This is a genomic window from Microcystis protocystis FBCC-A270, from assembly GCF_050500235.1.
Classification (GTDB): Bacteria; Cyanobacteriota; Cyanobacteriia; order Cyanobacteriales; family Microcystaceae; genus Microcystis; species Microcystis ichthyoblabe_A.
The window spans coordinates 3867667-3894096 of record NZ_CP191407.1 but is presented as its reverse complement, the minus strand read 5'-3'; the positions used below and the strand labels follow the sequence as shown (position 1 = coordinate 3894096).

Below are 26430 nucleotides of genomic sequence, written 5' to 3'. Positions count from 1 at the left end.
CTTAACAATTTTTGCAGTAAGCACTCCAACCCTTATCCTGACTTGATTTCAGTTTTTTCTTTGTTTTGTAAGGGTGTCAACAAGGAATATTACAAATTGTTAACCGAGTCTTGAAAGCCTTGTGCTACAAAGGTTTGAAATGTTAAGAAAGATGTGACTAAAGGACAGCTTAATAAGGGGGGTATCTGACAATTTTTAACACCCACCCACTTAATCACTGACAACTGATAACCGATAACCGATAACTGATAACTGATAACTGATAACTGATAACTGAAATGACCTCTGACCCGTTCCTCGATCGAGCTTGGAATACCGAAGACCTAGAACAAGCGCTTCGAGGTGTCGGCACTATTCAAGAAGAACTCAACTATAATCAGGCACGCAATTCTCTGGGCAAACTTGTTGAGCGTCTCGATCTTACCTCGATCGAGAAAATTGGTCTAGAAGCGGAGATCGATCGCCTAGTGGCCCTGCTGGAAAAACTCGATCGCTCCCTGATTCAAATTGCCGCTTTTGGTCTGGTGGGCCGGGGAAAATCCTCGATTTTAAATGCTCTGGTCGGTCAAGAAATCTTTACAACCGGTCCTCTACACGGAGTTACCCGCACCATTAAAGGGGTAAATTGGCAGTTGAGCAGCGATGATACTTTCCCCAATCTAGCGCGTCTGACCCTGAACGGCCAGGGTAATGCTCAGGTGCAATTGCTTGATACTCCCGGTATTGATGAGGTAGATGGGCAAACGAGGGAAATTCTCGCCTGTCAGGTGGCGCAGCAGGTGGATTTAATCCTTTTTATCATCTCTGGTGATATGACCAAAGTGGAATTTTCCGCCCTGGCCAAGTTGCGGGAAGCGGGAAAACCGATGATTTTGGTCTTTAATAAAATCGATCAGTATCCGGAAGTCGATCGCCTCGCTATCTATGAGAAAATCGCCTCAGAACGGGTGAAAGAACTACTCTCCCCCGATGAGATCGTTATGGTGGCGGCCTCTCCCCTCTTGGCGGAGACGGTTAAAGGGCAGGATGGGCGGCTTAAAACGCAACGATTTCGGGGAAACCCCCAGATAGAAGCCCTGAAACTCAAAATTTTGGAAATTCTAGAGCGAGAGGGTAAATCGCTCGTGGCACTCAATTCTATGCTGTATGCGGACGAGGTAAACGAGCAAATTGTCGCCCGCAAAATGGCTATCCGTGATCGCGGCGCTAATCAATTGATTCAAAAAGCAGTGATGATCAAAGCATCGGCGATCGCTCTCAATCCGGTGACGGTGTTGGATCTGTTGACGGGAGCAGTTATCGATTTAGCCATGATTCTCGCTCTTTCTCGCTTATACGGCATCGATTTAACTCGTCAGGGGGCGATCGCTCTTTTACAAAAAATTGCCCTCAATATGGGGGGTATTAGTGCCAGCGAATTTTTAGCGGTTTTGGGCTTAAGTTCCCTCAAAGGACTGCTTGGCCTCTCGATTCCTGCCACTGGCGGCATTTCTCTCCTTCCCTATACTTCGATCGCCCTGACTCAAGCGGGGGTTGCCGGTGTATCCTGTTACGCGATCGGCCAAGTGACGAAAACCTATCTCGCTAATGGGGCCACCTGGGGACCCGATGGCCCGAAGGCAGTGGTAGCCAGTATTCTCGATTCCCTCGACGAAACCTCGATTCTCAACCGGATTAAGCGGGAATTAGGCTCAAAATTGGGGGGTGGGGGACTTTTCAGTGATCAGTAAACAGTAATCAGTAATCAGTCAACTGAAGGCAAGAGGCAACAGGCAACAGGCAATAGGCAATAGGCTCCCAGAAAGAATCTGGCAATTCTCCTACCTAAAAAGAAGGTTAGAAACTGAGTAAATTAAAGCTTTTAGCTTAACAAATTTGGTATTAGATTCAGCCCTTGTGAACTGAAAATTCAAATCTGACCACTGATCACTGATAACTGATCACTGATAACTGATCACTGACTCGATCAATCCAAGAAATGCTTACTATGGACGATCGCCGCTATAATAACTACTGCTCCTTGAATTTGATAGATCAGACGGTAGGCATAGGCAGACTTTTCTCGGATGGTATCATCGCTAAATTCGGCGCATTTTTTCGCTTCTAGGGGACAATTTTCTAAAGAATAGCTTATATCAAGAATTCGACGCACGACGGCCGCCGCGTAGGACGGGGAATCTCGACTAATATAAGATGCGATCGCATCCACGTCTTCAATTGCTTTGGGCGACCAGACAAGGCGATAATTCACTCGATCAGCCATTTGTTTAAAAGACCCTCAACTTCTTCTTGGGGGATTGTATTCTCTAGAGAAGCAGCGCTCAAACTTTGACGCACCTTCTCCAGAACGTATAAATGATACTGAATATCTTCAATTGAACAATCATCTGGTAATTGATTCAAGAGGGATTCCACTTTTTGTCTAATGCTATTCATACAAGTTTGACCGAAGTTTTTAAGGAAAAGTATAAATTTAAATTATCTATCAACTATAATCTATAGCAGTTATCTTAATAGTGAGGTACGAAGTATCTGGTTTTAGGGAACAGGGAACGGTTAACAGTAGCCGGTCGCCAAGAGATAATGCCAAATTTCTTTATACTTCATCTTTAAGAGAAACGCTATATCATAGATAGAAAACTAATAGTCACGCATCCTATCTTATGCCATAGTCCCCAGAAAAGCGAGAAAAAGTTAAGAATAGATAAGGTGATTATCTCGCTTTTGTAACATTGAGGCGGGTATTCTGTTAAGAATACTTAATAATTCTCCTATCTGCTCAATCCCCGCAACTTTTAGGGATTATTGACCAATAACCATCTAGCGGCTACAAGACCCCCCCAATCGCAGCAATTTTTTGTTACATTAGTTTACAGTTCCCTCAACGCCCCAATGGGTTATTAATTTTAATGTCTTCTTCGGTTCCTTCGTCGGATTTTATACCCTTAATCGGTCAAGAAACAGAAATCTTTAACTGGGCAAAATCCCATTATCGTAATCATACCTTTGCCAAAGATGAAAAAGTCGCCACACGCCCCGGACTGTTATACTTTGTCGAATCTGGGGCGATTCGTATTGTTGGTAAGGCACAAGTTAACGTTATCGACCAAAAATTTCCCCGTCAACTACCTATTGCTGATAGTGAGGAAGTATTTCTCGGTTTTGTGGGTGCAGGTCAACCTTTTGAGATTGTTTCTCAATTTCCCTTTCAATTACAAGCCCAAGCTCATCTAGACGGAACCAAGTTAGTCTGGTTATACTGGGAAGACCTACAACAATGGCCGCAATTGCGATCGGCTGTTATGGAAACTTTTCGCCATCAATACCAGCGTAAGTTATTTTGGTTGAGTATTCTCGGTCAAAAACGCTCCCTCGATCGATTAATGGGGTTCTTGGTTTTATTACTGGAAGAATACGGTCAACCCTGTGTAGAAGGCTATTATCTCCCCTATCCCCTAACTCACGCTCAAATTGCCAGTGCCATCGGCACTACCAGAGTAACAGTAACAAGATTAATCGGTAAATTGCGACAACAAAATTCGATCTTTTTTAAGCAGGATAATCTTATCGGATTGCCCAGTTTATTTTTGAGTCATAATTAATTTTTCTGCGGTGTTGCTGACTCACGCTATGAATGCTAACTGTGCATCCTATCCAAAAGTTAAGTAGGTAGGCGTTAAAAATCATCAGATACCCCCCTTATTAAGGGGGGATTAAGGGGGGATCAGCACCCCCCTTATCAAGGGGGGAAGGGGGGATCAAACCTAAAATCCATTTTTAATTTAATTATAACCAGCTACTTAGTTTGGCTCCAGGTTTTAAAAACCCCACACAAGCAGATTCCTATCACAAATCAGCAACCCCAGAAATCTATTATGACCGCACAAACCCCGCTATTGCTCTCCGTTCTCTACGAGGAAGATTTTGTTCTCTGGACAGAAAAAACCGCCGAACTTTTAAAGCAAAAAGAGTTTGACAGGGTGGACTGGGAAAATCTGATCGAGGAAGTAGAGTGCATGGGAAAAAGCGAGCGCCAAGCTGTCGAAAGTTTATTAACTCAACTATTAATCCATCTTTTAAAACTGAGTTATTGGACAACGGAAAGAGAACGAAATGCGCGTCATTGGCTAGGAGAGATAGCCACTTTTCGAGTGCAACTGAAAAAAAAGATCAAAACCCCAACGCTAAAAAATCATGCCATTAATTCCTTTGGGGAGGCCTATTCAGACGCAAGACAAACCCTAATTGATGGGAGAATTGTCGATAAAAATATAATTCCCCTAGAGTCTATATTCACCCTCGAACAAGTATTAGACGGAGACTGGGTCCCCATCGATATCTCACCTTTTTTTACGGAAAGTTGAGAGCCACTGATACTTAAATAGTTAGATGTTAAAAACTGTCAAAAACCCCCCTTATTAAGGGGGGATTTATCTTCAATTTAATTATAACTAGCGACTTAGTTCGAGGTTATCTCAAAATAATCTGGAGGACGAGCTTTTCCCTCATGTCTGATGTTTATCTAATTGCTGGCCCCAATGGTTCCGGGAAAACCACCGTCGCTAAAAAAATTTTACCCAACTTTTTAGGCGTTATCGAGTACGTTAACGCCGATGAAATTGCCGCCGGACTCTCACCTTTTAATCCTGAGTCGGTTGCTATCCAAGCAGGACGGTTGATGTTAGAAAGACTGATAACACTGAAGTGCCAAGGAATAGATTTTGCCTTTGAAAGCACCCTGGCAGCCCGACATTTTGCCCGTTTTTTGAGAGACTGTCGCAGTTCTGGCTATAGGCTCAATCTTATTTATTTTTGGCTACAAAGTCCACAATTAGCTTTAGAGAGAGTTCACAAAAGGGTAGCCAGTGGCGGTCATAATATTCCTGAAGATGTGGTTCGTCGTCGTTATGAGCGGGGACGTAATAACCTCATGCAGTTGTATTTACCTTTATGCGATACTTGGATTATCTATGATAATTCTGGGGATGAACCGCACTTAGTTGCTGCGTTAGGATTTAATCAACCTCCTATTATTTATAACCCAGACACCTTCCGAATCATTACCAGAAACCAAAATGACTGAACCAACCTTAACGGAACTGCATCAGAAAATCGATACAGGTGTTAGAGTCGCAATCGCAGAAGCAATTGAGAGACACCGCCTCTTAGGAGAATCTATCAGCATTTTCAAAGATGGCCAAATTGTCACCTTAACAGCCGAGCAAATTCCGCCAAAACCTGCCAAAAAAACGGAAGTGTAAAAAATTGGTTGACTGTCTCAAATTTCACTATTCATAGAAACAGTTTCACCTATCCGAGGGATTTATATAGGGCTTGCTGAATAAATGTGAAATATAGACGAGGTAAGGGTTTTAGGGTTCTGTTTTGCTCTCACAGGTGCAAGATTTTGAGAGAATCTTCGTTTAAAACCTTGCGTCTTCATCGGCCCGTGTCCTGTAGGGGCGAAGCATTCGGATAGAAAATCTACGGTTTCACCGATAGGTTATTGCCCGAATGCTTCGCCCGTACTTTTTCAGCAGACCCTATATAGATGTCGGTTTTAGCAAATTCCCGTTACGAAAATCAAAACTACATAGTATAATGGTACTGTTAATTATTTTTGGAGGTGTCAATATGACATTAACAGAAAATCAAAAAAACCTTTTGCGATGGATAGTTAAAGAAGTACGGGCTGGTAATCTTAAAGAGGACAGTATTTGGTACATTAGGAATCTTACAGATTATGGTTGGGTTGATTACAAGGGTTCTGATAGCCCTCCTTATGTCGAATTCGCAACGTTCGATATATTAGAAGAATATGGTTATATTAAATGGCAACAAAAAAGCCAGCATCAATACAAAGGCACTCTAACAGGAAAAGCTTATGAAGCGGTTGATTCTAACTTTGCTGAACCCAATCGCTCGGCTATTCCTCATCTAATTCCCTTGACTGAAGTTGAACATTTAGACTCCGAACTATGGGAGAGAGTCCGTTTTTCTGTGAGTGCGGGTGGAGATAATCCAAAAGCGTGGGATACTGCGATTCGCAATGCGACAGTGGTTTTAGAGGACCGCATGAGGAAACTGGGAAATATTGATAATATTAATCAAAAAGCCACGGGTAATGGTATTGTTAACCTAATTTTTGGAAGCAATAAATCTGTACAAAAAGATAAGCTTCCATCAGAAGAATTAGAGGCATACCGTGATTTATATTCGGGTACAATGAAGCTTTTTCGTAACCGTTACGCTCATCGATTCATCGATCCTAAACCAGAGGAGGGTGGAGCAATTATCGTATTCATCGATTTATTATTGAAGATGCTAGATGATTTAGATTGGGAGACAGAAAACGAGAATACATAAATCTCTAATTCTTGTCTGGTTTAACGGTGGATTACGCTGACGCTAATCCACCCTACTGTAGGATAATTGTCTTCTAGCTTCGTAGAGGATGACAGCAGTAGCGATCGCAACATTTAAAGATTCCACACCACCAAAGAGGGGAATTTTCACCGTTTCATCGGCTAAAGTCGCTAATTGGGGCGATAAACCGGCTCCTTCATTGCCTAATAATATTAAAGTCGGACGGGTAAAATCAATCTCCCAGTGGCTTTTGGTGGCTGTGGGTAAAGTCGCGATCGCTTTTACCCCCTGTGCTTGATATTTTTTCACTAAAGCCGATAAATCCGATTCTACCACCAGGGGCGATCGAAACCATTCCCCGGCGGAACTGCGGATCACTTTAGGGTTATCGATTTCGACGCTATCGAGACTTAACCAGATACCCTGTACCTCCGTAGCCACGGCAGTGCGAATAATAGTGCCGAGATTGCCTGGATCCTGCAATCTTTCCAAAACTAAGCCCAATTGTAGCGGATTTTGGGGGATTGGATGAAGGTGAGTACGGGAAATAGTGGCAATCACACCATCGGGATTAACCGTTGTCGCTAGGGAAGCGAGGACTTCCGGGGAAACCATCTCGACTCGTTTCGCCTGATTTTGAAACTTCTCTGCTAATTCTCCCTGTCTTTGCTGCCACTTTTCAGTATAACAAACCGTTTCTAGGGAACAATTCACCGCTAAAGCCGTCTCTAGTAAGTGCGTTCCCTCAATTAAGGACAAATTCTGCTCCTGTCGCTCTCTAGTGCGGTGTAGCTTGCGAATTTGCTTGATTAAAGGGTTTTGAACACTGCTAATCATAGCCAATCGGATTTTTCACCCCGCTAGGGCTGCCCTAAATAACTACGTTTTGAGGGAGATAATGCGGAACTCGGGACTTGAACCCGAAAGTCTTTGCAGACACTAGAACCTGAATCTAGCGCGTCTACCAATTCCGCCAGTTCCGCATTTTTCTTTCACGATCTCTTATTATACTATCGGACAATCCATAAGTCAAGATAGTTGAGATAATTAAGACAAAAATCGTTTTTCGAGGTAGAATCACCGATAATTCGTTCAAAAATCTGATAAGATGCAGTCTAATTTTACCGAAGCTTGCCTTAGCCAAGACTCCCAACTAAGATAAATGAATGATCCTATGACTATCGATATCGAGCATCCCTATTTAGAAATTCAAGGTCGTCACTCTCTCAAGGGTGAAGTTAAAATCAGTGGTGCCAAAAATGCCGCTCTAGTGATTATGGCGGGAGCTTTACTCTGCTCCGACGAGTGCCAGATTAGTAATGTACCTGCCCTAGCCGATATCGAGCGGATGAGTCAAATTCTCTCGGCTTTAGGCGTGCAAGTCCGTCACACCGGAGATAGACTAGAGATTGATGGCAGAGACCTCAAACAAGCTCAAGCGCCCTACGATCTCGTCTCCCAGTTGCGAGCCAGTTTTTTTGCCATCGGACCGATTTTAGCCCGTTTGGGAGAAGCAAAAGTTCCCCTTCCCGGCGGCTGCGCCATTGGGGCCAGACCAGTGGATCTGCACGTTAGGGGCCTACAGTCAATGGGTGCAGATGTATTAATCGATGGCGGCATGGTACACGCCCGCGTTAAGGGTAATGGTCGTCTGAAAGGGGCGAATATTTATCTGGATTATCCCAGTGTGGGAGCGACGGAAACCTTAATGATGGCGGCGACTTTAGCGTTCGGGGAAACCATTCTCGGTAATGCGGCCCAGGAGCCAGAGGTGATTGATTTAGCCAATTTTTGTGTTTCCATGGGGGCAAAAATTCGCGGTGCTGGGACCAATACAATTGTTATTGAGGGAGTTTCCCGTCTGCACAGTACCGATTACAATATCATTCCCGATCGCATTGAAGCCGGGACTTTACTGATAGCCGGGGCGATTACCCGCTCGGAAATTAGTCTTTATCCCGTGATTCCCAGCCATTTAGCTTCGGTAATTGCCAAACTGCACGAAATCGGTCCAGAAGTAGTGGAAGATGGTCCTAATCGTCTCCGGATTATCCCTAGAGACTTAAAAGCCACCGATATGGAAACCCTGCCCTATCCCGGTTTTCCCACGGATATGCAGGCCCAATTTATGGCTCTATTAACTTTAGCCGAGGGCAGTAGCGTGGTTAATGAGACGGTTTTTGAAAATCGCCTGCGTCATGTGGCCGAATTAAAGCGTCTGGGAGCAGATATCAAGGTCAAAGGAAATGTGGCTTTAGTGCGCGGTGTGCCTTTCCTCTCCGGGGCGCCAGTGATGGCCACGGATCTACGCGCTTCGGCAGCTTTGGTGGTAGCAGGATTGGCAGCCCAGGGGACTACTATTGTGCAGGGACTCCATCACCTCGATCGAGGTTACGATAATTTAGAGGGTAAATTAAGAGCATTAGGGGCGAATTTACGCCGGGTTGATCCTTTAGCCTTAGAATTGGCTACCCTGACCCAATCTTAACAGGATGATTAGTTATCGCTGTTCTATCGATGTTGAGTGGATTCTCTTGAGCAACAATATAGAACAGCGTTAATCGTGCTTAGTTGTTCTATATTGACGGAACCTTTCATCAGCGATCGCATTTACCAAATCTTAGCCATTACTAATACAAACCCCGGCAATTCTGGATCACCACTAATGGTTTCAGGAGCATTTAAAATCTCCGGTTCTTGATGGGGACGATAAATATAGACTTGGCGATTTTGGCGATCTATTAACCAACCCAATAAAGTACCATTGGCAATATATTCCTCCATCTTTTTCTGCAAACTGGATACTGTATCACTAGCAGAACGTAATTCAATGACAAAATCGGGACAGATGGGGGCAAAAGAGGTTTTTTGTTTTTCTGTTAAAGCATTCCAGCGTTCTAATTTAATCCAAGCAGCATCCGGTGAACGAGTCGCACCATTGGGCAGCGTAAAACCCGCACTAGAATCAAACCCAAGCCCCGTTCCATCTAGTTCTGACCAGTTCCCCAGTTGCAGAGCTATATTAAAATTGCGATTACCCGTATCTGAAAAAGCAGGAGGCATAACGATCACTTCTCCACTAGCACTGCGTTCAATGCGTAAATCTCGATTGGCTAAACAAAATTCATAAAACTGCTCCTCCGTCATCGGCATAATCCAAGGAAGATCAATCATCAAAGGAGCCGAGGTCGTTTGTACAAGTAGTGTCGTCATATTTTCCCCCTACTCAAGAATTACATGAGTTAACAACTGAATGCCCTTCAATCTTAACTTAGCTCTTGTCATCGGCATTATTGACTACTAAAAGATAGAAGGCGATCGCTCTTAAAGTTGCCAAAGAAGCCTGACGGAGAGGAATGTAAATATTTATAAAAATGTAGCTTAAAATACAGTTATAAAGACAAAAGTGTGTATTTTCCTTTTATTGTCCGTCTTTTCAGAAAAAGAAACCACAAAAGTCTCCTAATACCATCAATAAAATCCGACAATTTCCCTTCATTAATTGGAGGGGTTTTTATCAGTTGTCATACTAAATCCGTTGAGTAACGCACAGAAAACGGGTTTCTCCGAGAAACCCGTTTTCTATTAATGCTTGGGGATAGTTTTTCCTAGCTTAGGGGGAGTGAAAGTTTAATTTTCCCTGAATCTTTCTAACAGTTCTGAGCGAGATAAATTAGCCAGAGAAAGAAGTAACCCGGTGCGTTCCGAGATAGGAAGTTGGGCAATCTGTTCCACCAGACCAGATAATTCTGTATCTAGGCTGCCAAAACGTCCTTCCAGAAGACTGCTTATCAGGGATAGTTGTCCTTCTAAAGTGCCTTCTTGCTTTCCTTCTTGTTTCCACTCTTCTCGTTGTTGTAAATAAGCTGGTGATAGGTTCATAATGTCCTCCTGTTCTTCGGCACTTAAATTATCTCTTAATTCCAAACTCTTGCGCCAGTTGGCCAGAATTTCCAGTAAATTCTCTTGGAAAGGATATCGATAACATTGTACTTCATGTTTGTGAGAAAGGCTGTAAGAGTTTCAGCAGTTGGAGTTAACGGGGATTTTCTGAAAGTGACAGAAAAGGGATAATCTTCCACTCAATTGCCCAAAATAAAGGCTAGAATCGAAATATAGTATCGATCGCTAGAGATTTTTCATGAATTACAAAAAATTTTGCTTGGCTTTTTTGCTGTCCCTTATCCTCATCAACACTGGATTAGTTATGCCTAGTTACGCAGACGCAAGAGAATTGAGAACAATTACCGTGACGGGAGAAGGAATAGAAAATATCGCCACTTCTCAAGCAATAGTGCGCTTAGGGGTAGAAGTTCAAGGCAAAGAAGCGGGGAAAGTGCAGCAGGAAACCGCCAATCGTAGCGATGCGGTGGTTAAATTTCTCCGTTCCCGTCAAGTGGAAAAATTGGAAACCACTGGCATCAGTTTACAGCCCAATTACGACTTCAGCAACAATCAAAGACGTTTAATCGGTTATATCGGGGCTAATTTGATTAGTTTTCAGATTGATATAGCCCAAGCGGGGAGTTTAATCGATGAAGCGGTCAAAGTCGGGGCAACACGCATCGATGGGGTCAGTTTTACTGCTGGAGAGTCAGCGATCGCAGCTGCCCAAAGAACCGCTCTCATCAAAGCCACGGAACAAGCTAGAGAACAGGCTACAATCGTGTTACAAGCCCTCGGTTTAGTGCCGAAAGAAACGGTTTCTATCCAAGTGGGTAATACAGGTAATCCCGTGCCAATAGCCCGCTCAGAAGCGGTTTTTCGGAGTGCCGATGCTGCCAGTAGCCCAGTTATCGGAGGGGAACAAACCCTGCGCGCTGCTGTCACCCTCGAAATTAGCTATTAAAATAACCTTTAGCTATCAGTTAAGCTGTACTGCATTTAAACTGCCTATTGAGTATTTTAGTACAAATGCTGAAACTCTCTCTCCTCGCTCTCCTGCTCATAGACAGTCCTAACGAGTAATTTAGATAGTCAACAGCTTAAAATCAGCACCGATGCTCGGAAAATCTAGAAAACTTTCGCCCTCATCCGTGAATTATCCCAACTTTTTACCCACTGTTAGGGAGGGATTGAGTGAAGATACCTCCCTTGCTCTCCTCGAAAATATCCAACAAATTGCCATCGATAGCCCCATCTATCCTCGATCGATTCTAACTACCTATAGTCAACAAGGGCAAGGTCAACCGCCTTTTCTCCTCCTGCACGGTTTTGATAGTTCCCTGCTGGAATTTCGGCGTTTACTACCTTTACTCGCCCAAAATAGGGAAACTTGGGCGATAGATCTGCTCGGCTTTGGTTTTACTGAGCGATACCCAGATTTACAAGTATCTCCGAAAACTATTAAAAGCCATCTTTACCATTTCTGGCAAACTGCGATCGCTAAACCGATAATTTTAGTCGGTGCTTCCATGGGGGGTGCAGTGGCCCTAGATTTTGCCCTCTCCTACCCGGAAATAGTGGCAAAATTAGTCCTGATTGACAGCGCAGGACTAGCTAACCCCCCAGTTTTGGGTAAATTGATGTTTTCTCCCCTCGATAAGTGGGCAACTAATTTTTTAGCCAATCCCCGCGTGCGTCAAAATATCAGTCGTACTGCCTATTTTGATGCAACTTTAGCCACTGTTGATGCTTGCACCTGTGCCAATCTGCACCTGAATTGTCCCCACTGGAGTGCGGCTTTAATCTCCTTTACCAAAAGTGGCGGTTATGGGGCATTTTTGCCGAAATTAAGCCAAATAAACCGAGAAACGCTGATTATTTGGGGAGAAAACGATCAAATTTTAGGCACAAAAGACGCGAAGATATTTCAGCAGGCCTTACCCAATAATCAACTGGTCTGGATTCCTCGCTGTGGTCATGTTCCCCACCTCGAAAAACCGGAACTTACCGCGGCCGCGATAGTTAAATTTGCGAACTAAAAACTTATAATAGGATTATTTGACCCTATAGTGCCAACTTTTATGAAATTTTTGCCGATCGCTCTCGCTACATTCAGCCTTCTGAGTTTATCTGTCAATATTCCCGCTACTGTAGCCACACAACAGCTTTTTTGTCGAGGCCGCATGAATAACGGTTGGTCCTATTCAGCAGAATTTATCAATGGACGTTTTGAGCGCATTCGCTGGACACGCTCCGGTCAACCTCCCCAAGTTTCTAGTCTTAGTTTTAAAAATACTAACAACAAAGGACAGCCGATTTATCGGGGCAGTTTATTCGCCGCAGTCAGTGTCACTCTGATAGACTTATCGAAAGGAGATGTCCGTCCCGGTTCGCAAATTTCCGTGGGAGTGGAAGAATGGGGTTGGTCGCGGGGAAACTGCGGTCTTAACAGATGAACAACTTCGGTGACAAGGTAAGTTTTATTTGGAGTATCGCGGATTTGATCCGCGATACCTTTAAGCGCGGCAAATATCAAGATGTCATCTTGCCTTTCACCGTGCTGCGTCGCTTCGACTGCGTGTTAGAGCCGACCAAAGAGGAGGTCTTAGCAGCCTATAACCATTACAAAGACAAGCTCGACAACCTCGATCCCCTCCTCTGCAAAAAATCAGGATTTGCCTTCTACAACCCCAAATAAAAATCATTTTGTCTTTGGTATAGTTAAACATTCAATATTGTCTTATCACTTTTTTGAAAATGATTTAGGATCGCTAATTATCTAAGCACAATTAATTACACATCTAAGCCACTACTCCGTCAGACTTCTGCTGTGAGTAAACAGTGAACTGAAAACTAAAATCCGATCCCTAATAGCTGTATCCCGTCTCCCGTCTCGGAGTCTCCTGTCTCGACTAGGAAATTAATTTTGCACGACTACTTATATTAAGTTGACGCTGATATTCTAGAAATATTCATTCTGGCGAAAAAACTCGGCAAATGCCACTAATATTGAGTCTTTCAGACTGTAGCGGCTGGCATTGCTGGCATTTCGAGGGTCAGTTATCCCAGCGATAACTACCTGGAAATAGCTCCGCATCCCCATAAAATTCAGTTGTTTGACTTCCATTCCCCCGAAACCCACTATTCAAACCCTTCACTTGATTTTGAAAGGCAAGAGTAAGACTGATTCTGTATTCTGTGCTACCGTTTGCCTTAGGAATTACTGAAAAGCCATTAACGCCTCTTGCCAAAACAGACCACAACCTGATAAACTTGTTAAACTAGGGTTTCAGGGAAGAGAATGGGGCGATTTACCCCTAAGAGGGATTGACTTTTACGAAGTTTTATGATTGCCAACTGGAAAGTCCCCGAAATCTGGTGATTAAGAGTTTTAGCCTGTTGGCTACTGGACTGACTAAGCAGACCTAACAAATTCAACTGTATGATACCGAGTCAAGACATCGGCGAGGCAGTAGATTCAGTCAGAAAAACTGACGCACAAGACTTCTCTAATTTAATGCCTAGACCTGGCTGGTAACAAGTGGCGGGTTTAGGTAAAGGTTGTTTTTGGTATTGAACCCCGATTCTTGTGGTTATTTACCCGCTTCAGTAATTGCCAATAGGGATTTTAAGCCCATAATTGGTTGAAAATTTCTATTTATTCGCAAAAATCCCCAGTCGCTCCCTGTACTAATTCTAGAGATCGACTTCATGATCAATAATTTTCCCCAACCAATTCTCTGGAAATCACCTTCCAGGACAATTTAGTTATTTTATGAGTAGCAATGCCTTAATCGATCGTGAACATCTAATCGAACTGTATAATCGAGGTGAACGCAACTTTGCGGAAGTCAGACTTAGCGGAGTCAATTTAAAGAGACAGTGTTTAAACCAGATTAACCTAAGTCATAGTTACTTAAGACAAGCCAATTTAACCGAAGCTTGTTTAATTAACGCTAATTTCAAGGCTGCTGACCTAGAAGAAGTCAATTTAAGCAAAGCTTGTCTTATCGATGCTAACCTGACTAAAGCCGCTCTTTCTGGGGCAAATTTGCACCAAAGTAACCTAAGCGGCGCAATTTTGAGTAATACTGTTCTGAAAAAGGCTGATTTAAGTTCTGCCTGTTTAATTCACAGTAGCCTACTTTTTGCTCAACTGTTCAAGGCGAATCTGGAAGCGGCTAATCTCACCTCAGCCACTTTAACCCATGCTATGGCGGAGAAAGCTAACCTAAAACGGGCTATTCTCACTCGTGCTATTCTTAGCTCTGCTAATCTTAGCCACGCTAACTTAAAAGAGGCTAACCTAATTCGAGCCTATCTCTATCAAGCTAATCTGGAAAACTGCCACCTTCAATACGCCGACCTCAGCTATGCCGATTTGCGCGGGGCGGATTTACGGGGGGCGGATTTACGTTATGCTAACCTGGAAGGAGCTAATCTGACGGGAGCTAACCTCAATTGTAGTGATTTTGAGGGAGCTAACTTAACCGGTGCCGATTTAAGCAAAACTGACGCGAATAAAGCCAATTTTCGCCAAGCTAACTTAACCGGTTGTAATCTTCTCGGCGCTAATTTAGCCTCCGCTAACCTTTCCGGTGCTAATCTACACCAAGCGGGATTACTCTTGAGTTATTTAGTGGGAAGCAATCTTAAACGAGCTAATCTCAAACGAGCTAATTTAATCGGGGCGATTTTAACCGAAAATAATCTTCTTTCCGCTTCCCTTGAAGAAACTATTCTTCCTAACGGTAGTCGCGGCAATCTCCTTTCCTAATATTCCTAGAAAAACCTGGTTGTAGAGACTTTTCCGCCAAGATTTCTATAACCGTGGGGTTTTTCTTCAGCAAAAGGGAGAGCCGGAGTTGGGAGTGGGAATTATGAATTATAGAACTCTTGAAAATTAGTTAAGTAGCTGGTTATAATTAAATTAAAAATGGATTTTAGGTTCGATCCCCCCTGCCCCCCTTGATAAGGGGGGTGCCGATGGGCGGGGGGATCCCCCCTGCCCCCCTTGATAAGGGGGGTGTATGACAACTTTTAACGCCTACCTACTTATATGTTATAATGGCGAGTTAACTAATTTTTTGGGAAAAATTAGTTAATTAGTGAATTGGTTCTAAATGAAAACCTGAAGTTTAACTTTTAACTCAAAACTCTTTAGATATGCTTTAATTTGGTTGTCAAAACCTCTTTATTTAAGCAGCACAAACTTTCTCAATTATGGTTACTAAGTAGTCGGACATAAATTCTGTTGTCTATCTTAAGAAATGTAAATTGCCGTAATTCTTACTGACGACCGACGACCGACTCCTTACCCCACAGTTAACTTTACTTTTTTCCAACTACTTATCAGGTATCTTCTTGATCAGAAATCACTTTATTTATTCACCCTTTTGCCTCTTGCCTCTTGCATAAGTGCTTGTCCTCATAAGTAGCCTATACTCAGCGGATTGAGGATCAGGTGACGAAACTGGTATTTTCCCCTAATTCAAGGGAAAAACCCCGCATGACTTCCAGAAATCACCGGGGTTTTTAGGAAGAATAGGGATAGGGAAGCAGGGTGAGAGCATCTCAAACGCTATTGACAATTGGCCAATTTTGTGATCCGCATGGGGATTTCAAGTGATACCAGTCAATCAAAATAGTTAGGAAATCGACCCATTTGGTCGATTTTTGCCTAACAATTTAGATGGCCAATTCTCCTCAAAGATGCCTGAATCGCTCTCTGGGTAAGCAACTCACATAAAGTTCATTTTGTCAAGGCTTGTTAAGATGCGCTTACCCTGGATAGGGAAGGAATTTAACCCTCGGTTTCCTCTCTGGTTTGGATAAACAGAATCAAGAGGAAAACGGTGGGGACTAGGACGAATAGGATACTAGCGATAAAGCCGAGATTATTTACTTGCATGAGTTAGCTCCCTCTGTGACAACGGATTTACATAAAGATTAACTCCTAGAATATCATCCTAGAGAAGCCAAGGCGTTGCTGATTTGAAAGGGGAAGTGGGAAGTGGGAGGTGGGGAAGTGGGAAGTGGGGGAGTGGGGGAATGGGGGAATGGGGAGATGGAGAGAATAAATAAAAATAATCTCCCGAAGACTGAATCCTGAATCCTGACCACTGACGGCGGACTGCTGTATGATAAAATTTGTCCCGATAGGATAAATTAAGGTCGTGAAATTTGGTCAGTGGTTGGGGTTTATCTGTTTAATAATGGCTCTTTATGTATTGTGGCAGATTCGACAGCTGTTATTATTGATTTTTATGGCGATCGTGTTTACCGTAGCCTTAAATAGATGTGTGAAAGGATTGCAGAGATTAGGTATTAAAAGGGGTTTGGCTATTTTAATTACCCTGCTGACGAGTCTGGGAATTGCAATTTTATTTTTTATAATTATTGTTCCCCCCTTTATCGAACAGTTTCAAAAATTAATTGAACTTTTACCGCAAGCTTGGAATTTAGTCCGCAATAACTCGATTCAATGGCGACAACAATTTCAATTTGATTGGTTGCCATCCCTGCCTAATTTAACTGATTTAGTCCAGCAGTTACAACCTTTAGGAACTTTTGTTTTTAGTAACTTTTTTACTTTCTTTTCTAACTCGGTTGCGGCAATTTTGCAATTATTATTCGTGCTGGTGTTAGCAATGATGATGTTAGCCAACCCCCAACCCTATCGACAAGCTTTCTTAAAATTATTTCCTAACTTCTATCGTCGTCGTGCTGAGGAAATTCTTACCCTATCGGAAGCGGGTTTAGGTAATTGGTTGTTGGGAATTGCCATTAGTTCAACTATGGTAGGATTATTAAGTGGGTTCGGTCTTTTGGTTCTACAAATTAATCTAGTTCTCGTTCATGCTATCCTAGCAGGATTGCTCAATTTTATCCCTAATATCGGACCGACTGCTAGTGTGATTTTTCCGATCCTCATTGCTGTTATCGATGCACCTTGGAAAATTGTCGCTATTCTGATTCTCTATTTTATTATCCAAAATGTCGAAAGTTATTGGCTGACACCCACTGTCATGGCTAAACAGGTATCTTTACTACCGGCAATTACCCTAATCGCTCAAATTTTCTTCGCTCAAATGTTTGGCATCTTAGGTTTATTATTGGCTTTACCTTTGACAGTGGTAGTAAAAACATGGTTAGATGAATTATTATTCAAAGACATTTTAGATCAGTGGGATCAAGTCCATAACAAATCTTAAATAATCTCGGCAAAAACCATGAAATTAATCATTCTTACTCTCGTTATTTTATCTAATGTTTTTGCTACTCTCCCAGCTAAATCTGAAACAGTGCTAGAAAAAATTAAACGCACGGGATTATTAGAAGTAGCGATGAGAGAAGATGCCATTCCGTTTGGCTATCGAGATAGTAATAATAATTTACAGGGATTGTGCTTAGATTTTATCCAATTGCTTAGAGAAGAACTCAAGCACAAATTAAACCTCCAAATCATCAGTGTCAAAATTTATAAATCGACTTTATTTAATCGCTTCCAGTTATTGGAAAATAAAACCGTTGATTTCGAGTGTGGTCCTAATAGTATCAGAAAAACTATACCTAATGGTGTCAGTTTTTCTCGTCCTTTTTTTGTGACGGGAACTCAGTTTTTAGTTCGGAGTGATAATCAGAATAATTTTAACTTTTCTTCGTCCTTAGAAGGTATAAGTATTGGAGTTTTGCGAGATACCACCACTCAAGAATTATTAAGACAAAAATATCCTCTTGCTACCTATCAAGAATTTCAAGGAGTGACGGGAAGACTGCGAGGTATTCAAAGTTTAAGAAGGAATAGAATAGATGCTTTTGCTAGTGATGGGATTCTGCTAATTGGAGAAGCTGTCATTCTCGGTTTATCCCTAGGAAAAGATTATCAACTTATACCCCCCAATCCTTTAAATTGTGATTATTATGGTTTTATTCTTCCCGCTAATGATCCCCAATGGCAAGAGTTTATTAATGGGGTTATCGTCACCAGTGAGAACAGAAATATTTTTAAAAAATGGTTTACTGAAGTTGCTTCTTATTTTAGAGATACTTGGCAGTATTGTCGTAATAATCCCGAAAGATCCCAGTAAAATTTAACGATTATGCACAAAAAGAATGATTTATTTTGGTTAATTGGTTGCGCTACAATAATCCTGTTTATTTGCAGTGCTATCAGACATATTTTATTTCAATCTAATGCTCTTGATCTTGGTTGGTTCGATCAGGGAGTTTACTTAATTTCTCAAGCTAAACCACCGATTATATCTTTTGTTGGCTACCATATCTTAGGCGATCATATCGCTTTTATTCTCTATCCTATAGCCTTACTTTATAAAATTTATCCTAGCGTTTATTGGCTGCTTTTCTTGCAAGCTTTTTCCCTTTCCCTTGCCGTTTTTCCCCTCTGGCAATTGGCAATACAAGGGGGATTAAAAGAAAAACAAGCTTATACATTAGCCTTAGTTTATCTGCTCTATCCCCTGATTTTTAACGTTAATCTCTTTGATTTTCATCCAGAAGTTATCGCAGTGCCAGCCATTTTTTGGACGGTTTTAGCGGCAAGATTAAATAATCTCTGGGGATTTTGTCTAGGAATTATTATTATTCTCGGTTGTAAAGCAATTCTCTCTTTAACATTGTTGGGAATGGGTATCTGGTTACTTCTCTGGGAAAAGAAAAAAATCCCAGGAATAATTGCTATGATTAGCGGCATTCTTTGGTTTATTATCACCACGAAATTATTAATCCCTCTCCTGACAGGAAAATCGGCAGTTATTGAAATGGCTGATTCTCGATATAGTTATCTAGGAGATAGTTTGCCAGCAATTATCTTTAATCTTTTCCTCAAACCCGATCTTGTCTTAGGAAAAATCTTTACTGGCAATAATCTAGAATACCTCATCCTATTAATTATTCCCTTAGTTTGGGGTTTATCTTGGCGCTATTCTACCGCAATAATTGCCGCTATTCCCGCAATCGCTTTAAATTTATTAGCAGATAATGCCCCACAAAAAAACTTAACCACTCAATATTCCCTGCCAATTTTGCCCTTTTTATTTCTAGCGGTTATCGCCACTTTAGCCCATAATGGTAACTGGTTAAAAAAACCTAAATGGATAATTACTTGGGCAACTATTGCCTTTCTTGCCCTAGCTAAATACGGCTATTTTTGGTCACTGTATTTAAATTCCCTCGATACTTGGTCCGCCACCCAAAAAGCTCTCACTCAAATTACCACCAGTGACAGTGTCTTGACTACTTCTAGAATTGCCCCCCATCTTACCCATCGGAAAATGATCAAATTAGCGATCGAAGGTTCCCAATCCCTAGATTTAAATCAATTTAATTATATTCTACTTGATCGCCGTCATCCCGGTTGGTCTAGTTCACCAGAACTAATTGATGATCACTTAAATAAACTGAATCAAAATGAGAACTTTCAGTTAATCGTTAATCAGGATGATGTGTTTTTATATCGGGCCTTGACAACCCCTCAAGAAACAAAATAATTTTTCGTTCCACCAATTCCAATAAATTTTCTTTATCGACGGGAAACCAGACAATATTAGCATCGGCACGAAACCAAGTGCGCTGACGTTTGGCAAATTGACGGGTGTGGAGGATAATTAGATCGATCGCCTGTTCTAAAGAAACTTCTCCGAGGAGATATTGCTTAATCTCTGCATAACCCAAAGTCTGCAAAAGTGGCAAATCCCAACCGTATTTATCCCCCAAATTCTGCACCTCTGCTACTAATCCCCTTGTGATCATTTGATGAGTACGAACAGTGATCCGCTTGTCTAAACTTTCTGGGGAACAGTCTAAACCAATTTGTAAAATTGGATAAGTGGGGGGATTTTCTCCCTGCTGACTAGAGATAGGTTTTCCTGTCACATAAAAAACCTCTAAAGCGCGTAAAGTCCTGACCTGATCATGGGGATGAATTTTTTTAGCGGCCTCTTCATCTACCTGCATTAGAATTTGATAAAGATAGGATTGTCCTAAAGCTTGTAATTGCCGTCTCAAATCCGCTTGAGGAGAAACCCTCGGTATTTTTAAACCTTTGACAATGGACTTGATATAAAGTCCCGTACCACCGACCAAAAACAGAGGAGAATATTGGAGATTGCTGATTAAATTCTCAGCCTGTTCTTGGTACTGTGCTAGGGTAAAATTATCTTGAGGATCACAAATATCAATTAGATAATGGGGAATCCGCTGACATTCTTCTAAGCTAGGTTTAGCAGTACCAATATTAAATTCTCGATAGATTTGTCGGGAATCGGCACTGAGAATTACTGAATTAAACTTTTCGGCCAATTGTAGGGCTAAACTGGATTTTCCTGTGGCAGTTGCCCCACAAATAACAATCAGAATAGTTGACATACTCCCACCGTCAAGCTGCGCTGTGACGGGGGATTCTTGACCTATCACTATCGGAAATTGCTTGTTCAACGGGGAGCATCCCAGATATGTAATGAGTATAAATACTGATGGCTAGGAAGAGGGAGATAGAGGATAATTAGTCCTAAACTAACCATACCAGATGTAGGCATCATGAATGCTCAAGAAGAACTGCAATTACAAGAACATCTGCAAGCTATCGGCAAAATCCTCAGCAATTCTCAGTTTTAGACACAGCAAGCCTTTTAGGGATTTAAAGAACATTTTAAAGGGGGATTTTTGGCGCAACTTTGGGTGTACTATCACGTCAAAAGCCCGAAGACTCGTGAAATGAAATTCGCCATCCCATTGAATTTTACCCCGTATTATGCGAACTAACTCCCAAAAGCCTTATTACAGGGCAAATTTAGAATTGCTGGCCTATTTTCCCCATACTTTCTTCCTGAGCCCTGAAATGCTTATCATACTAAATCCGTTGAGTATGGACTACATATCAAGAGAGGCACTCAGGCAAAACGGAGAATAAATAATCAGTTTTTAATAACTGAATTTAGCATCAGTTGTACTTAATTTAAATGAATCAACCCTAGGGAGCAGGGGGGATCGAACCTAAAATCCATTTTAAATTTGATTATAACCAGCTACTTAACCTCAGCTAATCCACGGAACTTTCTTTCTGGATTAATACCTCACCAGCGATTAAACGTTGGGCTGCTGAAAGTAAAACATCCTCAATATAGGGCTTGACAAAATAACCTTTTGCCCCTTTAGCGGCGGCAAGATGCTGCATTTTTTGCGTCCCTTGGTAGGCAATTATCGCCACTGGTATCCCCTGAAGTTGTTCATCCTCTTGCAGACGAGAGAGTAATTCTAACCCATTCAGGCGAGGCATTTCGATATCGCAGAGAATCAGATCACAAGCTAATCCGGCCTGTAATTTTTCCCATGCTTCTAAACCGTCCTGGGCCTGTTCAATGCGATAACCAGCTTTAACCAAAGAAATCGCTAACATTTCCCGCACTATTAACGAATCATCGACAATCAAGACGAGAGGACTCGATTGTGCTAACAAATTAGCGGAATCACTATCAATAATCGTTGTATCGGAGGATGAAAGCTGATTAGAGGTCGCTTTAATACTATTAGCTAGTAATACTTCCCCCGCAATCATTCTTTCAGCTGCCGACAGTAAATCTATTTCCGTGTAGGGCTTGGTAAAATAACCACTGGCCCCTAATTTCGCCGCCACCTGACGATGACGTTCCGAGCCTCGGGAAGTCAACAAAGCCACGGGAATCGTCGCTAATCGGGGGTATTTTTGCAAATTAGACAGTAATTCCAGGCCATTCATGCGGGGCATCTCGATATCACAAAAAACGATATCACAGGGCAAACCACCGCGTAATTTTTCCCAAGCTTCTTGACCATCCCGAGCTTGTTCCACACGATAACCAGTTTTACTAAAGCTTAAAGAGAGCAATTCCCGAACAGTAATCGAATCATCGACAATCAGAACCATAGCCTCGGATTTTTGGCTAATTTCCACATCTACAGGCGGTACAGATTGGTGCCAAAGACCACCGTTATCGATACGCAGACGACCGCTGGCGATGTCGATCAACTCTAACACATCGCCGACGGGCATCACCGTACCATCGCCTAAAACCGTCGCCCCAGCAATCCCAGCCGTTTTCGGAATCGGTCCTTCGATCTGTTTGATCACGATCTCCTGTTCCCCGATCACTTGATCCACCTGTACCGCGAGGAGATTATTACCACCGCGCAGGATCACGATCACAAAAGAGTCTTCCCCCTGTTTGCCGGTGTAAAAACTACCGCGACTAAGTTGTCGATTGTAGGAAAGCAAATCGCTCAAGGGTTGGAAAGGTAGTAAAGTGTTTTGCCAGAAAACGCAGCGCCGTCCCTCCCGATCCATTTGGATATCCCTGGCCCGGAAATCCCTCACATCTTCCACTCCGTCCATGGAGAAACCGATGCGAGCATGATTACTAACACAACAGAGGGCCTTACAGATACTCAGGGTTAGGGGTAAACGGAGGGTAAAAGTGGTTCCTTGGCCCAGTACCGAGTCAATAGTAATCGTCCCGCGCACATCGATTAAACTGGTACGCACCACATCTAAACCCACCCCACGACCGGCAAAATCATCGGCCTGATCTTTGGTACTAAAACCGGGATGAAAAAGAATTTCATAGACTTCTTGGGTACTGAGGTTTTGAGCTTCCCGATCGCTGATCAGGCCTTTTTCGATCGCCTTAAGTTTAACCAGATTAACATCAATACCGGCCCCATCATCACTAACGGTGATCACGGTTTGATTGCCCTGTAGGAATGCCCGGACCGAGATCGTACCGTGGACAGGTTTGCCTTTGGCCAGGCGTTCTTCGGGTGATTCAATGCCGTGGGTGATCGCATTGTTGACCAGATGGATCATGGGACTATTGAGATTTTCGAGGATCATCTGATCGATGAGAACACCCCCTCCTTCCACTTTTAATTTGGCTTGTTTGTGCAGTTTCAGGGAAATATCGTGAATTGCCCGGGGTAGATGATCGGCAGTTTGACTAAAGGGAACCATGCGCGATTTGGTCATCCCTTCCTGTAGTTGGGTGGTAGCCTGTCGCAGACTGCGCGTCACCTGATCGGTTTCATCGACGACAAATTGAAGATCAGAGGCCGATTCTCGCACGCGCACGATCAATTCGATCATCTCTTGGGATAATAAGTGGAAATCGGTAAAACGGTCGATCTCTAGGGCATCTAGTTCCCCAGTCATAGTCGAATTGCCCTGATTTTTTCCCTGAACTCCACCATAACCGATGGCACCGCCAGCATTGCGACTAGCCAGTAAAGCCCCTTCTAGGAGGCTTCTTTCATAGAGATCCTGCATCCGAACGCCCACATCGCTGAGATTTTGGACGCAGGTTAGCAAATTATCTAAAAAGAGACGCAGGCGATCCTGTTCCTGTTCAAGGTGATTGCGTTTAACCACCAGTTCCCCGATCAGATTGCTGAGGTTGTCCAATTGTTTGATCGGCACCCGCATCGTCTGTTCAAAAGCTTTACCAACAAGGGGACGCAGGTTATTTAACCCGACCGGTGGATTGGTTTCTTCGAGGAGTTTTTCTAAATCCTTGAATTCAGGCTCTGGGGAGCTTTCCGTGGCAATTTCCAGTGATTCTAACCGTTGGAGAGGTTCTGTCGCGGCCAGCGGCTCCCCTGCTGTGGATTCCGAGAGGAGGACCTCTAGGGATTCAAAGATGTCCGGCAGTGGCGATTGCGCTGGTGGAGTGGGTTTTTCCAGAAAAGCTTCTAAGTCTTCGAGGCTGTCGTAAAAATTCGGGTTGCTGATGGTTATAATTGCTTCTGAGTCCTGGACTGTTGCATTTTCTAGCAGCAGCGATTCCAGATCATCCCAATCTTCGGCTTCTGACTTGGCAGCAGTCCCACGGGTAGAATGAAGATCATTAGTGGCGGTTTCTTCCCAATTGATGCTATCGCTAAAAAGTTCTGCTAATTCCGGTTCTAAGGGCAAGAAAGACAGGGTTTGGTCAAGAGAAGCCCCATACCTCGCCGCTGGCGGGGAAGTCTGCTCAAATAAAAAGCTAAGTTCGTCTAGGGTCTCGTCACCGTCGGTGTCTTTGTCTTCCAAACTCTCTAACAACTGTTCGAGATCTTCGTTAAAGAAATGATCCCAGTCGGGTTTCATCATGATTTGCTTCCTGCCAAGTCTTCCTTTTTGGTCAACCAATGCGCTCTCTCTAGCTTCAGATTACCCAGAATTTTACCCGATAAATCCATCCACTAGGAATTTTTTTATGGCTAATCAAACTCTTGGACTCGATCGACAATTTTATTCCTATTATCAATCTATCTGTCTGCGAGAATCTCCGATTTTAGCTCAATTACGTCAAGAAACTGCCTCTCAACCCCTGGCAGTCATGCAGATTGCCCCCGAACAAGGTCAGTTTATGGCTTTTTTGGTACAGGCGATCGGGGCGAAAAAAGCCCTAGAAATAGGGGTTTTTACCGGTTATAGTGCGCTAGTGGTAGCCTTAGCTTTACCCCCGCAAGGCAAGCTCATCGCCTGTGATCTGAGGGAAGAATATACCAGTATAGCCCGCCGTTATTGGCAGCAGGCCGGTGTCGCCGATAAAATCGATTTAAGAATTGCCCCGGCCCTGGAGACTTTAGATCAATTAATCGCCGGGGGAGAAAGTAATAGTTTTGATTTTGTCTTTATCGATGCCGATAAAAGTAATTATGATTGCTACTACGAACAGGCGTTACAATTGGTCAGAAGCGGCGGAATTATCGCTATTGATAATGTTTTTTGGTCAGGACGGGTAGCGACGGCCGATAGCAATGATAATCGCACCAAAATTATCCGTTCCCTTAATGCCAAAATTCAGCAGGATGAACGGGTCAATATCAGTATTATTCCTATTGGTGATGGTTTGACCCTGGCCATGAAAAAGTGAAGAAGTTAAGAGGTATTAGAAAAGCTTTTGCTCTTGCGGAAACCACCCAGGACAACGCTACATCCCTTAAGCTCCTTAACGACAGCACTAAGTTATAAGTTATCAGTTCAACGGAGAGGGTGGGATTTGAACCCACGTTAGGTGTGACCCTAAAGCAGATTTCGAGTCTGCCGCATTCAACCACTCTGCCACCTCTCCACAGGGTTTGAGTCTGGATTATTATTTTAACAGATTACTTGTCCTAGGATTGATTTTTTTTTATGAATCAAGCTCCTTTTCTTCCAGTTAACCATCCCCGGCCTAACTTTCTCGACCGGTTAGGGAGTCTCTGGAAATTTTCCCGTCCCCATACGATTATCGGCACTTCTTTAAGTGTTTTAAGTCTGTATTTGATTGCTTTAGGCAATATTAGCGATTTTTTTAGCCATTGGTCGGTTTTATTGCTCACTTGGACTGCTTGTCTTGCGGGTAATGTCTATATCGTCGGTTTAAATCAGTTGGAAGACATCGACATCGATAAAATCAATAAACCCCATCTTCCCCTAGCCAAGGGCGAATTTTCTCGGTTAACAGGCGGGTTGATCGTGGGTTTTAGCGGTATTTTAGCAATCATACTGGCTTTTATCGGTGGTTTTTGGCTGTCAATCACCGTGGGGATTAGTTTACTCATCGGCACTGCCTATTCCTTGCCACCAGTGCGGTTAAAACGCTTTCCCCTCTGGGCAGCCTTCTGTATTTTTACCGTCCGGGGTGTCATCGTTAATTTAGGTCTTTTTCGCCACTACAACACAGTTATTAATCAAAATCAGTCTATCTATCCCTCAGTCTGGGTTTTAACCGCTTTTGTTCTCGTTTTCACCGTTGCGATCGCTATTTTCAAGGATGTTCCTGACCTAGAAGGCGATCGCATTTACCAAATTACTACTTTTACCCTGCTGCTCGGCCCAGAAAAAATCTTAACAATTTCCCTCTTGACAATTTCTCTGTGTTATGCAGGTATGATTGTCGTCGGTCTCTTGGGAATAACGGGAATTAATTCTCCTCTGGCCATTGTCGCCCATCTGCTCCTACTTGTTCTTCTTTGGTGGCGTAGTCGCGGAGTAAATTTAGAAGATAAAAGCGAAATCAGCCGATTTTACCAATTTATTTGGAAATTATTCTTCCTGGAATACCTGATATTTCCCCTTGCTTGTTTAATATGAAAATATCTCCTTTTTTAGCGGCCATTCCCTCACTTTTGCTAGGTGGCACAAGCGCACCTAGTCAAGAAACC

At 42.8% G+C, this 26430-nt stretch carries 24 protein-coding genes, 2 tRNA genes and 1 pseudogene; 17 read left to right on the top strand and 10 right to left on the bottom strand.

Going from position 1 to position 26430, the window contains the following annotated elements:
• Positions 1 to 278: 278 nt before the first annotated feature.
• Complete coding sequence (locus tag ACQY1X_RS18915; RefSeq protein WP_430015007.1) at positions 279 to 1730, top strand: GTP-binding protein; 1452 nt, start codon at positions 279 to 281, stop codon at positions 1728 to 1730.
• Between the two features lie 236 nt (positions 1731 to 1966).
• Here ACQY1X_RS18915 and ACQY1X_RS18910 read toward each other — a convergent pair whose 3' ends face one another.
• Together ACQY1X_RS18910 and ACQY1X_RS18905 are read right to left on the bottom strand one after the other, a co-directional pair.
• Complete coding sequence (locus ACQY1X_RS18910) at positions 1967 to 2263, bottom strand: type II toxin-antitoxin system RelE/ParE family toxin (protein ID WP_002737690.1); 297 nt, start codon at positions 2261 to 2263, stop codon at positions 1967 to 1969.
• Positions 2248 to 2436 carry a hypothetical protein gene (locus ACQY1X_RS18905; protein WP_002752772.1) on the bottom strand — a complete coding sequence of 63 codons (189 nt, stop codon included), beginning with the start codon at positions 2434 to 2436 and terminating at the stop codon, positions 2248 to 2250. Before ACQY1X_RS18905 ends, ACQY1X_RS18910 begins: the two co-directional genes overlap by 16 nt.
• A gap of 473 nt (positions 2437 to 2909) precedes the next feature.
• Here ACQY1X_RS18905 and ACQY1X_RS18900 point away from each other — a divergent pair, with 473 nt between their 5' ends.
• The 5 genes from ACQY1X_RS18900 (at position 2910) to ACQY1X_RS18880 (ending at position 6366) form a co-directional block, all read left to right on the top strand.
• Positions 2910 to 3602 carry a Crp/Fnr family transcriptional regulator gene (locus ACQY1X_RS18900; RefSeq protein ID WP_002778985.1) on the top strand — a complete coding sequence of 231 codons (693 nt, stop codon included), beginning with the start codon at positions 2910 to 2912 and terminating at the stop codon, positions 3600 to 3602.
• A 273-nt stretch (positions 3603 to 3875) separates the two neighbouring features.
• A complete protein-coding gene (locus ACQY1X_RS18895) occupies positions 3876 to 4364 on the top strand; it encodes a DUF29 domain-containing protein (RefSeq protein ID WP_430013345.1) in 489 nt (162 codons plus the stop codon).
• Positions 4365 to 4507: 143 nt separating this feature from the next.
• Complete coding sequence (locus ACQY1X_RS18890) at positions 4508 to 5083, top strand: zeta toxin family protein (protein ID WP_287636962.1); 576 nt, start codon at positions 4508 to 4510, stop codon at positions 5081 to 5083.
• Complete coding sequence (locus tag ACQY1X_RS18885; RefSeq protein ID WP_430013344.1) at positions 5076 to 5261, top strand: hypothetical protein; 186 nt, start codon at positions 5076 to 5078, stop codon at positions 5259 to 5261. The genes ACQY1X_RS18890 and ACQY1X_RS18885 overlap by 8 nt, the downstream gene beginning before the upstream one ends.
• Positions 5262 to 5634: 373 nt before the next feature.
• Entirely contained in the window at positions 5635 to 6366 is a 732-nt protein-coding gene (locus ACQY1X_RS18880) for a TIGR02391 family protein (protein WP_430015006.1), read from the top strand.
• Positions 6367 to 6408: 42 nt separating this feature from the next.
• Here ACQY1X_RS18880 and ACQY1X_RS18875 read toward each other — a convergent pair whose 3' ends face one another.
• Together ACQY1X_RS18875 and ACQY1X_RS18870 are read right to left on the bottom strand one after the other, a co-directional pair.
• The gene (locus ACQY1X_RS18875; RefSeq protein WP_430015005.1) at positions 6409 to 7203 is read right to left on the bottom strand and encodes a TrmH family RNA methyltransferase; all 795 of its coding nucleotides are present in this window, start codon (positions 7201 to 7203) and stop codon (positions 6409 to 6411) included.
• Positions 7204 to 7265: 62 nt separating this feature from the next.
• Positions 7266 to 7349, bottom strand: a tRNA-Leu gene (locus tag ACQY1X_RS18870).
• Between the two features lie 191 nt (positions 7350 to 7540).
• Between ACQY1X_RS18870 and murA the strand changes: the two genes are divergently transcribed.
• A complete protein-coding gene (gene murA / locus ACQY1X_RS18865; protein WP_043997523.1) occupies positions 7541 to 8854 on the top strand; it encodes a UDP-N-acetylglucosamine 1-carboxyvinyltransferase in 1314 nt (437 codons plus the stop codon).
• A 122-nt stretch (positions 8855 to 8976) separates the two neighbouring features.
• Here the strand turns inward: murA and ACQY1X_RS18860 are convergent, their stop codons facing one another.
• Both ACQY1X_RS18860 and ACQY1X_RS18855 read right to left on the bottom strand, forming a co-directional pair.
• The gene (locus ACQY1X_RS18860) at positions 8977 to 9579 is read right to left on the bottom strand and encodes a Uma2 family endonuclease (RefSeq protein WP_430015004.1); all 603 of its coding nucleotides are present in this window, start codon (positions 9577 to 9579) and stop codon (positions 8977 to 8979) included.
• Positions 9580 to 9996: 417 nt separating this feature from the next.
• Positions 9997 to 10341: pseudogene (locus tag ACQY1X_RS18855) on the bottom strand (hypothetical protein); the annotation flags it as partial.
• A 166-nt stretch (positions 10342 to 10507) separates the two neighbouring features.
• Here ACQY1X_RS18855 and ACQY1X_RS18850 point away from each other — a divergent pair.
• From ACQY1X_RS18850 to ACQY1X_RS18830, 5 genes are all read left to right on the top strand, one after another.
• Entirely contained in the window at positions 10508 to 11215 is a 708-nt protein-coding gene (locus ACQY1X_RS18850; RefSeq protein WP_430013339.1) for an SIMPL domain-containing protein, read from the top strand.
• A 151-nt stretch (positions 11216 to 11366) separates the two neighbouring features.
• On the top strand, positions 11367 to 12290 hold the full coding sequence (locus ACQY1X_RS18845) for an alpha/beta fold hydrolase (protein WP_430013338.1): 924 nt from the start codon (positions 11367 to 11369) through the stop codon (positions 12288 to 12290).
• A 42-nt stretch (positions 12291 to 12332) separates the two neighbouring features.
• A complete protein-coding gene (locus ACQY1X_RS18840; RefSeq protein WP_002752795.1) occupies positions 12333 to 12707 on the top strand; it encodes a hypothetical protein in 375 nt (124 codons plus the stop codon).
• Positions 12704 to 12949, top strand: coding sequence for a type I restriction-modification system subunit M N-terminal domain-containing protein (locus ACQY1X_RS18835; RefSeq protein WP_002752797.1), 246 nt, complete (start codon positions 12704 to 12706; stop codon positions 12947 to 12949). Before ACQY1X_RS18840 ends, ACQY1X_RS18835 begins: the two co-directional genes overlap by 4 nt.
• Before the next feature lie 1077 nt (positions 12950 to 14026).
• A complete protein-coding gene (locus ACQY1X_RS18830; protein WP_002737262.1) occupies positions 14027 to 15028 on the top strand; it encodes a pentapeptide repeat-containing protein in 1002 nt (333 codons plus the stop codon).
• A gap of 1026 nt (positions 15029 to 16054) precedes the next feature.
• Here ACQY1X_RS18830 and psbM read toward each other — a convergent pair.
• Positions 16055 to 16162, bottom strand: coding sequence for a photosystem II reaction center protein PsbM (gene psbM / locus ACQY1X_RS18825; RefSeq protein WP_002745897.1), 108 nt, complete (start codon positions 16160 to 16162; stop codon positions 16055 to 16057).
• Between the two features lie 265 nt (positions 16163 to 16427).
• Between psbM and ACQY1X_RS18820 the strand changes: the two genes are divergently transcribed.
• Genes ACQY1X_RS18820 through ACQY1X_RS18810 form a run of 3 tightly spaced genes read left to right on the top strand, consistent with a single transcriptional unit; the run spans position 16428 to position 19760 of the window.
• A complete protein-coding gene (locus ACQY1X_RS18820) occupies positions 16428 to 17465 on the top strand; it encodes an AI-2E family transporter (RefSeq protein WP_430013337.1) in 1038 nt (345 codons plus the stop codon).
• Between the two features lie 18 nt (positions 17466 to 17483).
• A complete protein-coding gene (locus ACQY1X_RS18815; protein WP_430013336.1) occupies positions 17484 to 18341 on the top strand; it encodes an amino acid ABC transporter substrate-binding protein in 858 nt (285 codons plus the stop codon).
• 12 nt (positions 18342 to 18353) lie between these two features.
• A complete protein-coding gene (locus ACQY1X_RS18810; protein WP_430015003.1) occupies positions 18354 to 19760 on the top strand; it encodes a DUF2079 domain-containing protein in 1407 nt (468 codons plus the stop codon).
• On the opposite strand, the gene miaA is transcribed toward ACQY1X_RS18810, so the two are convergent.
• Positions 19702 to 20637 (bottom strand): tRNA (adenosine(37)-N6)-dimethylallyltransferase MiaA, encoded by a 936-nt coding sequence (miaA, locus tag ACQY1X_RS18805; protein WP_036396432.1) that lies wholly within the window; start codon positions 20635 to 20637, stop codon positions 19702 to 19704. The genes ACQY1X_RS18810 and miaA overlap by 59 nt on opposite strands.
• Before the next feature lie 673 nt (positions 20638 to 21310).
• Positions 21311 to 24388 (bottom strand): hybrid sensor histidine kinase/response regulator, encoded by a 3078-nt coding sequence (locus ACQY1X_RS18800; RefSeq protein WP_430013334.1) that lies wholly within the window; start codon positions 24386 to 24388, stop codon positions 21311 to 21313.
• A 106-nt stretch (positions 24389 to 24494) separates the two neighbouring features.
• Between ACQY1X_RS18800 and ACQY1X_RS18795 the strand changes: the two genes are divergently transcribed.
• Positions 24495 to 25157, top strand: a complete 663-nt coding sequence (locus ACQY1X_RS18795; RefSeq protein ID WP_002735180.1) for a class I SAM-dependent methyltransferase — start codon at positions 24495 to 24497, stop codon at positions 25155 to 25157.
• Positions 25158 to 25268: 111 nt separating this feature from the next.
• On the opposite strand, the gene ACQY1X_RS18790 is transcribed toward ACQY1X_RS18795, so the two are convergent.
• A tRNA-Ser gene (locus tag ACQY1X_RS18790) sits at positions 25269 to 25355 on the bottom strand.
• A gap of 62 nt (positions 25356 to 25417) precedes the next feature.
• Between ACQY1X_RS18790 and ACQY1X_RS18785 the strand changes: the two genes are divergently transcribed.
• Complete coding sequence (locus tag ACQY1X_RS18785) at positions 25418 to 26359, top strand: homogentisate phytyltransferase (RefSeq protein ID WP_069474128.1); 942 nt, start codon at positions 25418 to 25420, stop codon at positions 26357 to 26359.
• The last annotated feature ends 71 nt before the right edge of the window (positions 26360 to 26430 follow it).

Excerpts from the sequence above, each read along its gene's own strand:
- ACQY1X_RS18915 (WP_430015007.1), top strand. The coding sequence starts at position 279 with ATGACCTCTGACCCGTTCCTCGATCGAGCTTGGAATACCGAAGACCTA.
- ACQY1X_RS18910 (WP_002737690.1), bottom strand. The coding sequence starts at position 2,263 with ATGGCTGATCGAGTGAATTATCGCCTTGTCTGGTCGCCCAAAGCAATT.
- ACQY1X_RS18905 (WP_002752772.1), bottom strand. The coding sequence starts at position 2,436 with ATGAATAGCATTAGACAAAAAGTGGAATCCCTCTTGAATCAATTACCA.
- ACQY1X_RS18900 (WP_002778985.1), top strand. The coding sequence starts at position 2,910 with ATGTCTTCTTCGGTTCCTTCGTCGGATTTTATACCCTTAATCGGTCAA.
- ACQY1X_RS18895 (WP_430013345.1), top strand. The coding sequence starts at position 3,876 with ATGACCGCACAAACCCCGCTATTGCTCTCCGTTCTCTACGAGGAAGAT.
- ACQY1X_RS18890 (WP_287636962.1), top strand. The coding sequence starts at position 4,508 with ATGTCTGATGTTTATCTAATTGCTGGCCCCAATGGTTCCGGGAAAACC.
- ACQY1X_RS18885 (WP_430013344.1), top strand. The coding sequence starts at position 5,076 with ATGACTGAACCAACCTTAACGGAACTGCATCAGAAAATCGATACAGGT.
- ACQY1X_RS18880 (WP_430015006.1), top strand. The coding sequence starts at position 5,635 with ATGACATTAACAGAAAATCAAAAAAACCTTTTGCGATGGATAGTTAAA.
- ACQY1X_RS18875 (WP_430015005.1), bottom strand. The coding sequence starts at position 7,203 with ATGATTAGCAGTGTTCAAAACCCTTTAATCAAGCAAATTCGCAAGCTA.
- murA (WP_043997523.1), top strand. The coding sequence starts at position 7,541 with ATGACTATCGATATCGAGCATCCCTATTTAGAAATTCAAGGTCGTCAC.
- ACQY1X_RS18860 (WP_430015004.1), bottom strand. The coding sequence starts at position 9,579 with ATGACGACACTACTTGTACAAACGACCTCGGCTCCTTTGATGATTGAT.
- ACQY1X_RS18850 (WP_430013339.1), top strand. The coding sequence starts at position 10,508 with ATGAATTACAAAAAATTTTGCTTGGCTTTTTTGCTGTCCCTTATCCTC.
- ACQY1X_RS18845 (WP_430013338.1), top strand. The coding sequence starts at position 11,367 with ATGCTCGGAAAATCTAGAAAACTTTCGCCCTCATCCGTGAATTATCCC.
- ACQY1X_RS18840 (WP_002752795.1), top strand. The coding sequence starts at position 12,333 with ATGAAATTTTTGCCGATCGCTCTCGCTACATTCAGCCTTCTGAGTTTA.
- ACQY1X_RS18835 (WP_002752797.1), top strand. The coding sequence starts at position 12,704 with ATGAACAACTTCGGTGACAAGGTAAGTTTTATTTGGAGTATCGCGGAT.
- ACQY1X_RS18830 (WP_002737262.1), top strand. The coding sequence starts at position 14,027 with ATGAGTAGCAATGCCTTAATCGATCGTGAACATCTAATCGAACTGTAT.
- psbM (WP_002745897.1), bottom strand. The coding sequence starts at position 16,162 with ATGCAAGTAAATAATCTCGGCTTTATCGCTAGTATCCTATTCGTCCTA.
- ACQY1X_RS18815 (WP_430013336.1), top strand. The coding sequence starts at position 17,484 with ATGAAATTAATCATTCTTACTCTCGTTATTTTATCTAATGTTTTTGCT.
- ACQY1X_RS18810 (WP_430015003.1), top strand. The coding sequence starts at position 18,354 with ATGCACAAAAAGAATGATTTATTTTGGTTAATTGGTTGCGCTACAATA.
- miaA (WP_036396432.1), bottom strand. The coding sequence starts at position 20,637 with ATGTCAACTATTCTGATTGTTATTTGTGGGGCAACTGCCACAGGAAAA.
- ACQY1X_RS18800 (WP_430013334.1), bottom strand. The coding sequence starts at position 24,388 with ATGATGAAACCCGACTGGGATCATTTCTTTAACGAAGATCTCGAACAG.
- ACQY1X_RS18795 (WP_002735180.1), top strand. The coding sequence starts at position 24,495 with ATGGCTAATCAAACTCTTGGACTCGATCGACAATTTTATTCCTATTAT.
- ACQY1X_RS18785 (WP_069474128.1), top strand. The coding sequence starts at position 25,418 with ATGAATCAAGCTCCTTTTCTTCCAGTTAACCATCCCCGGCCTAACTTT.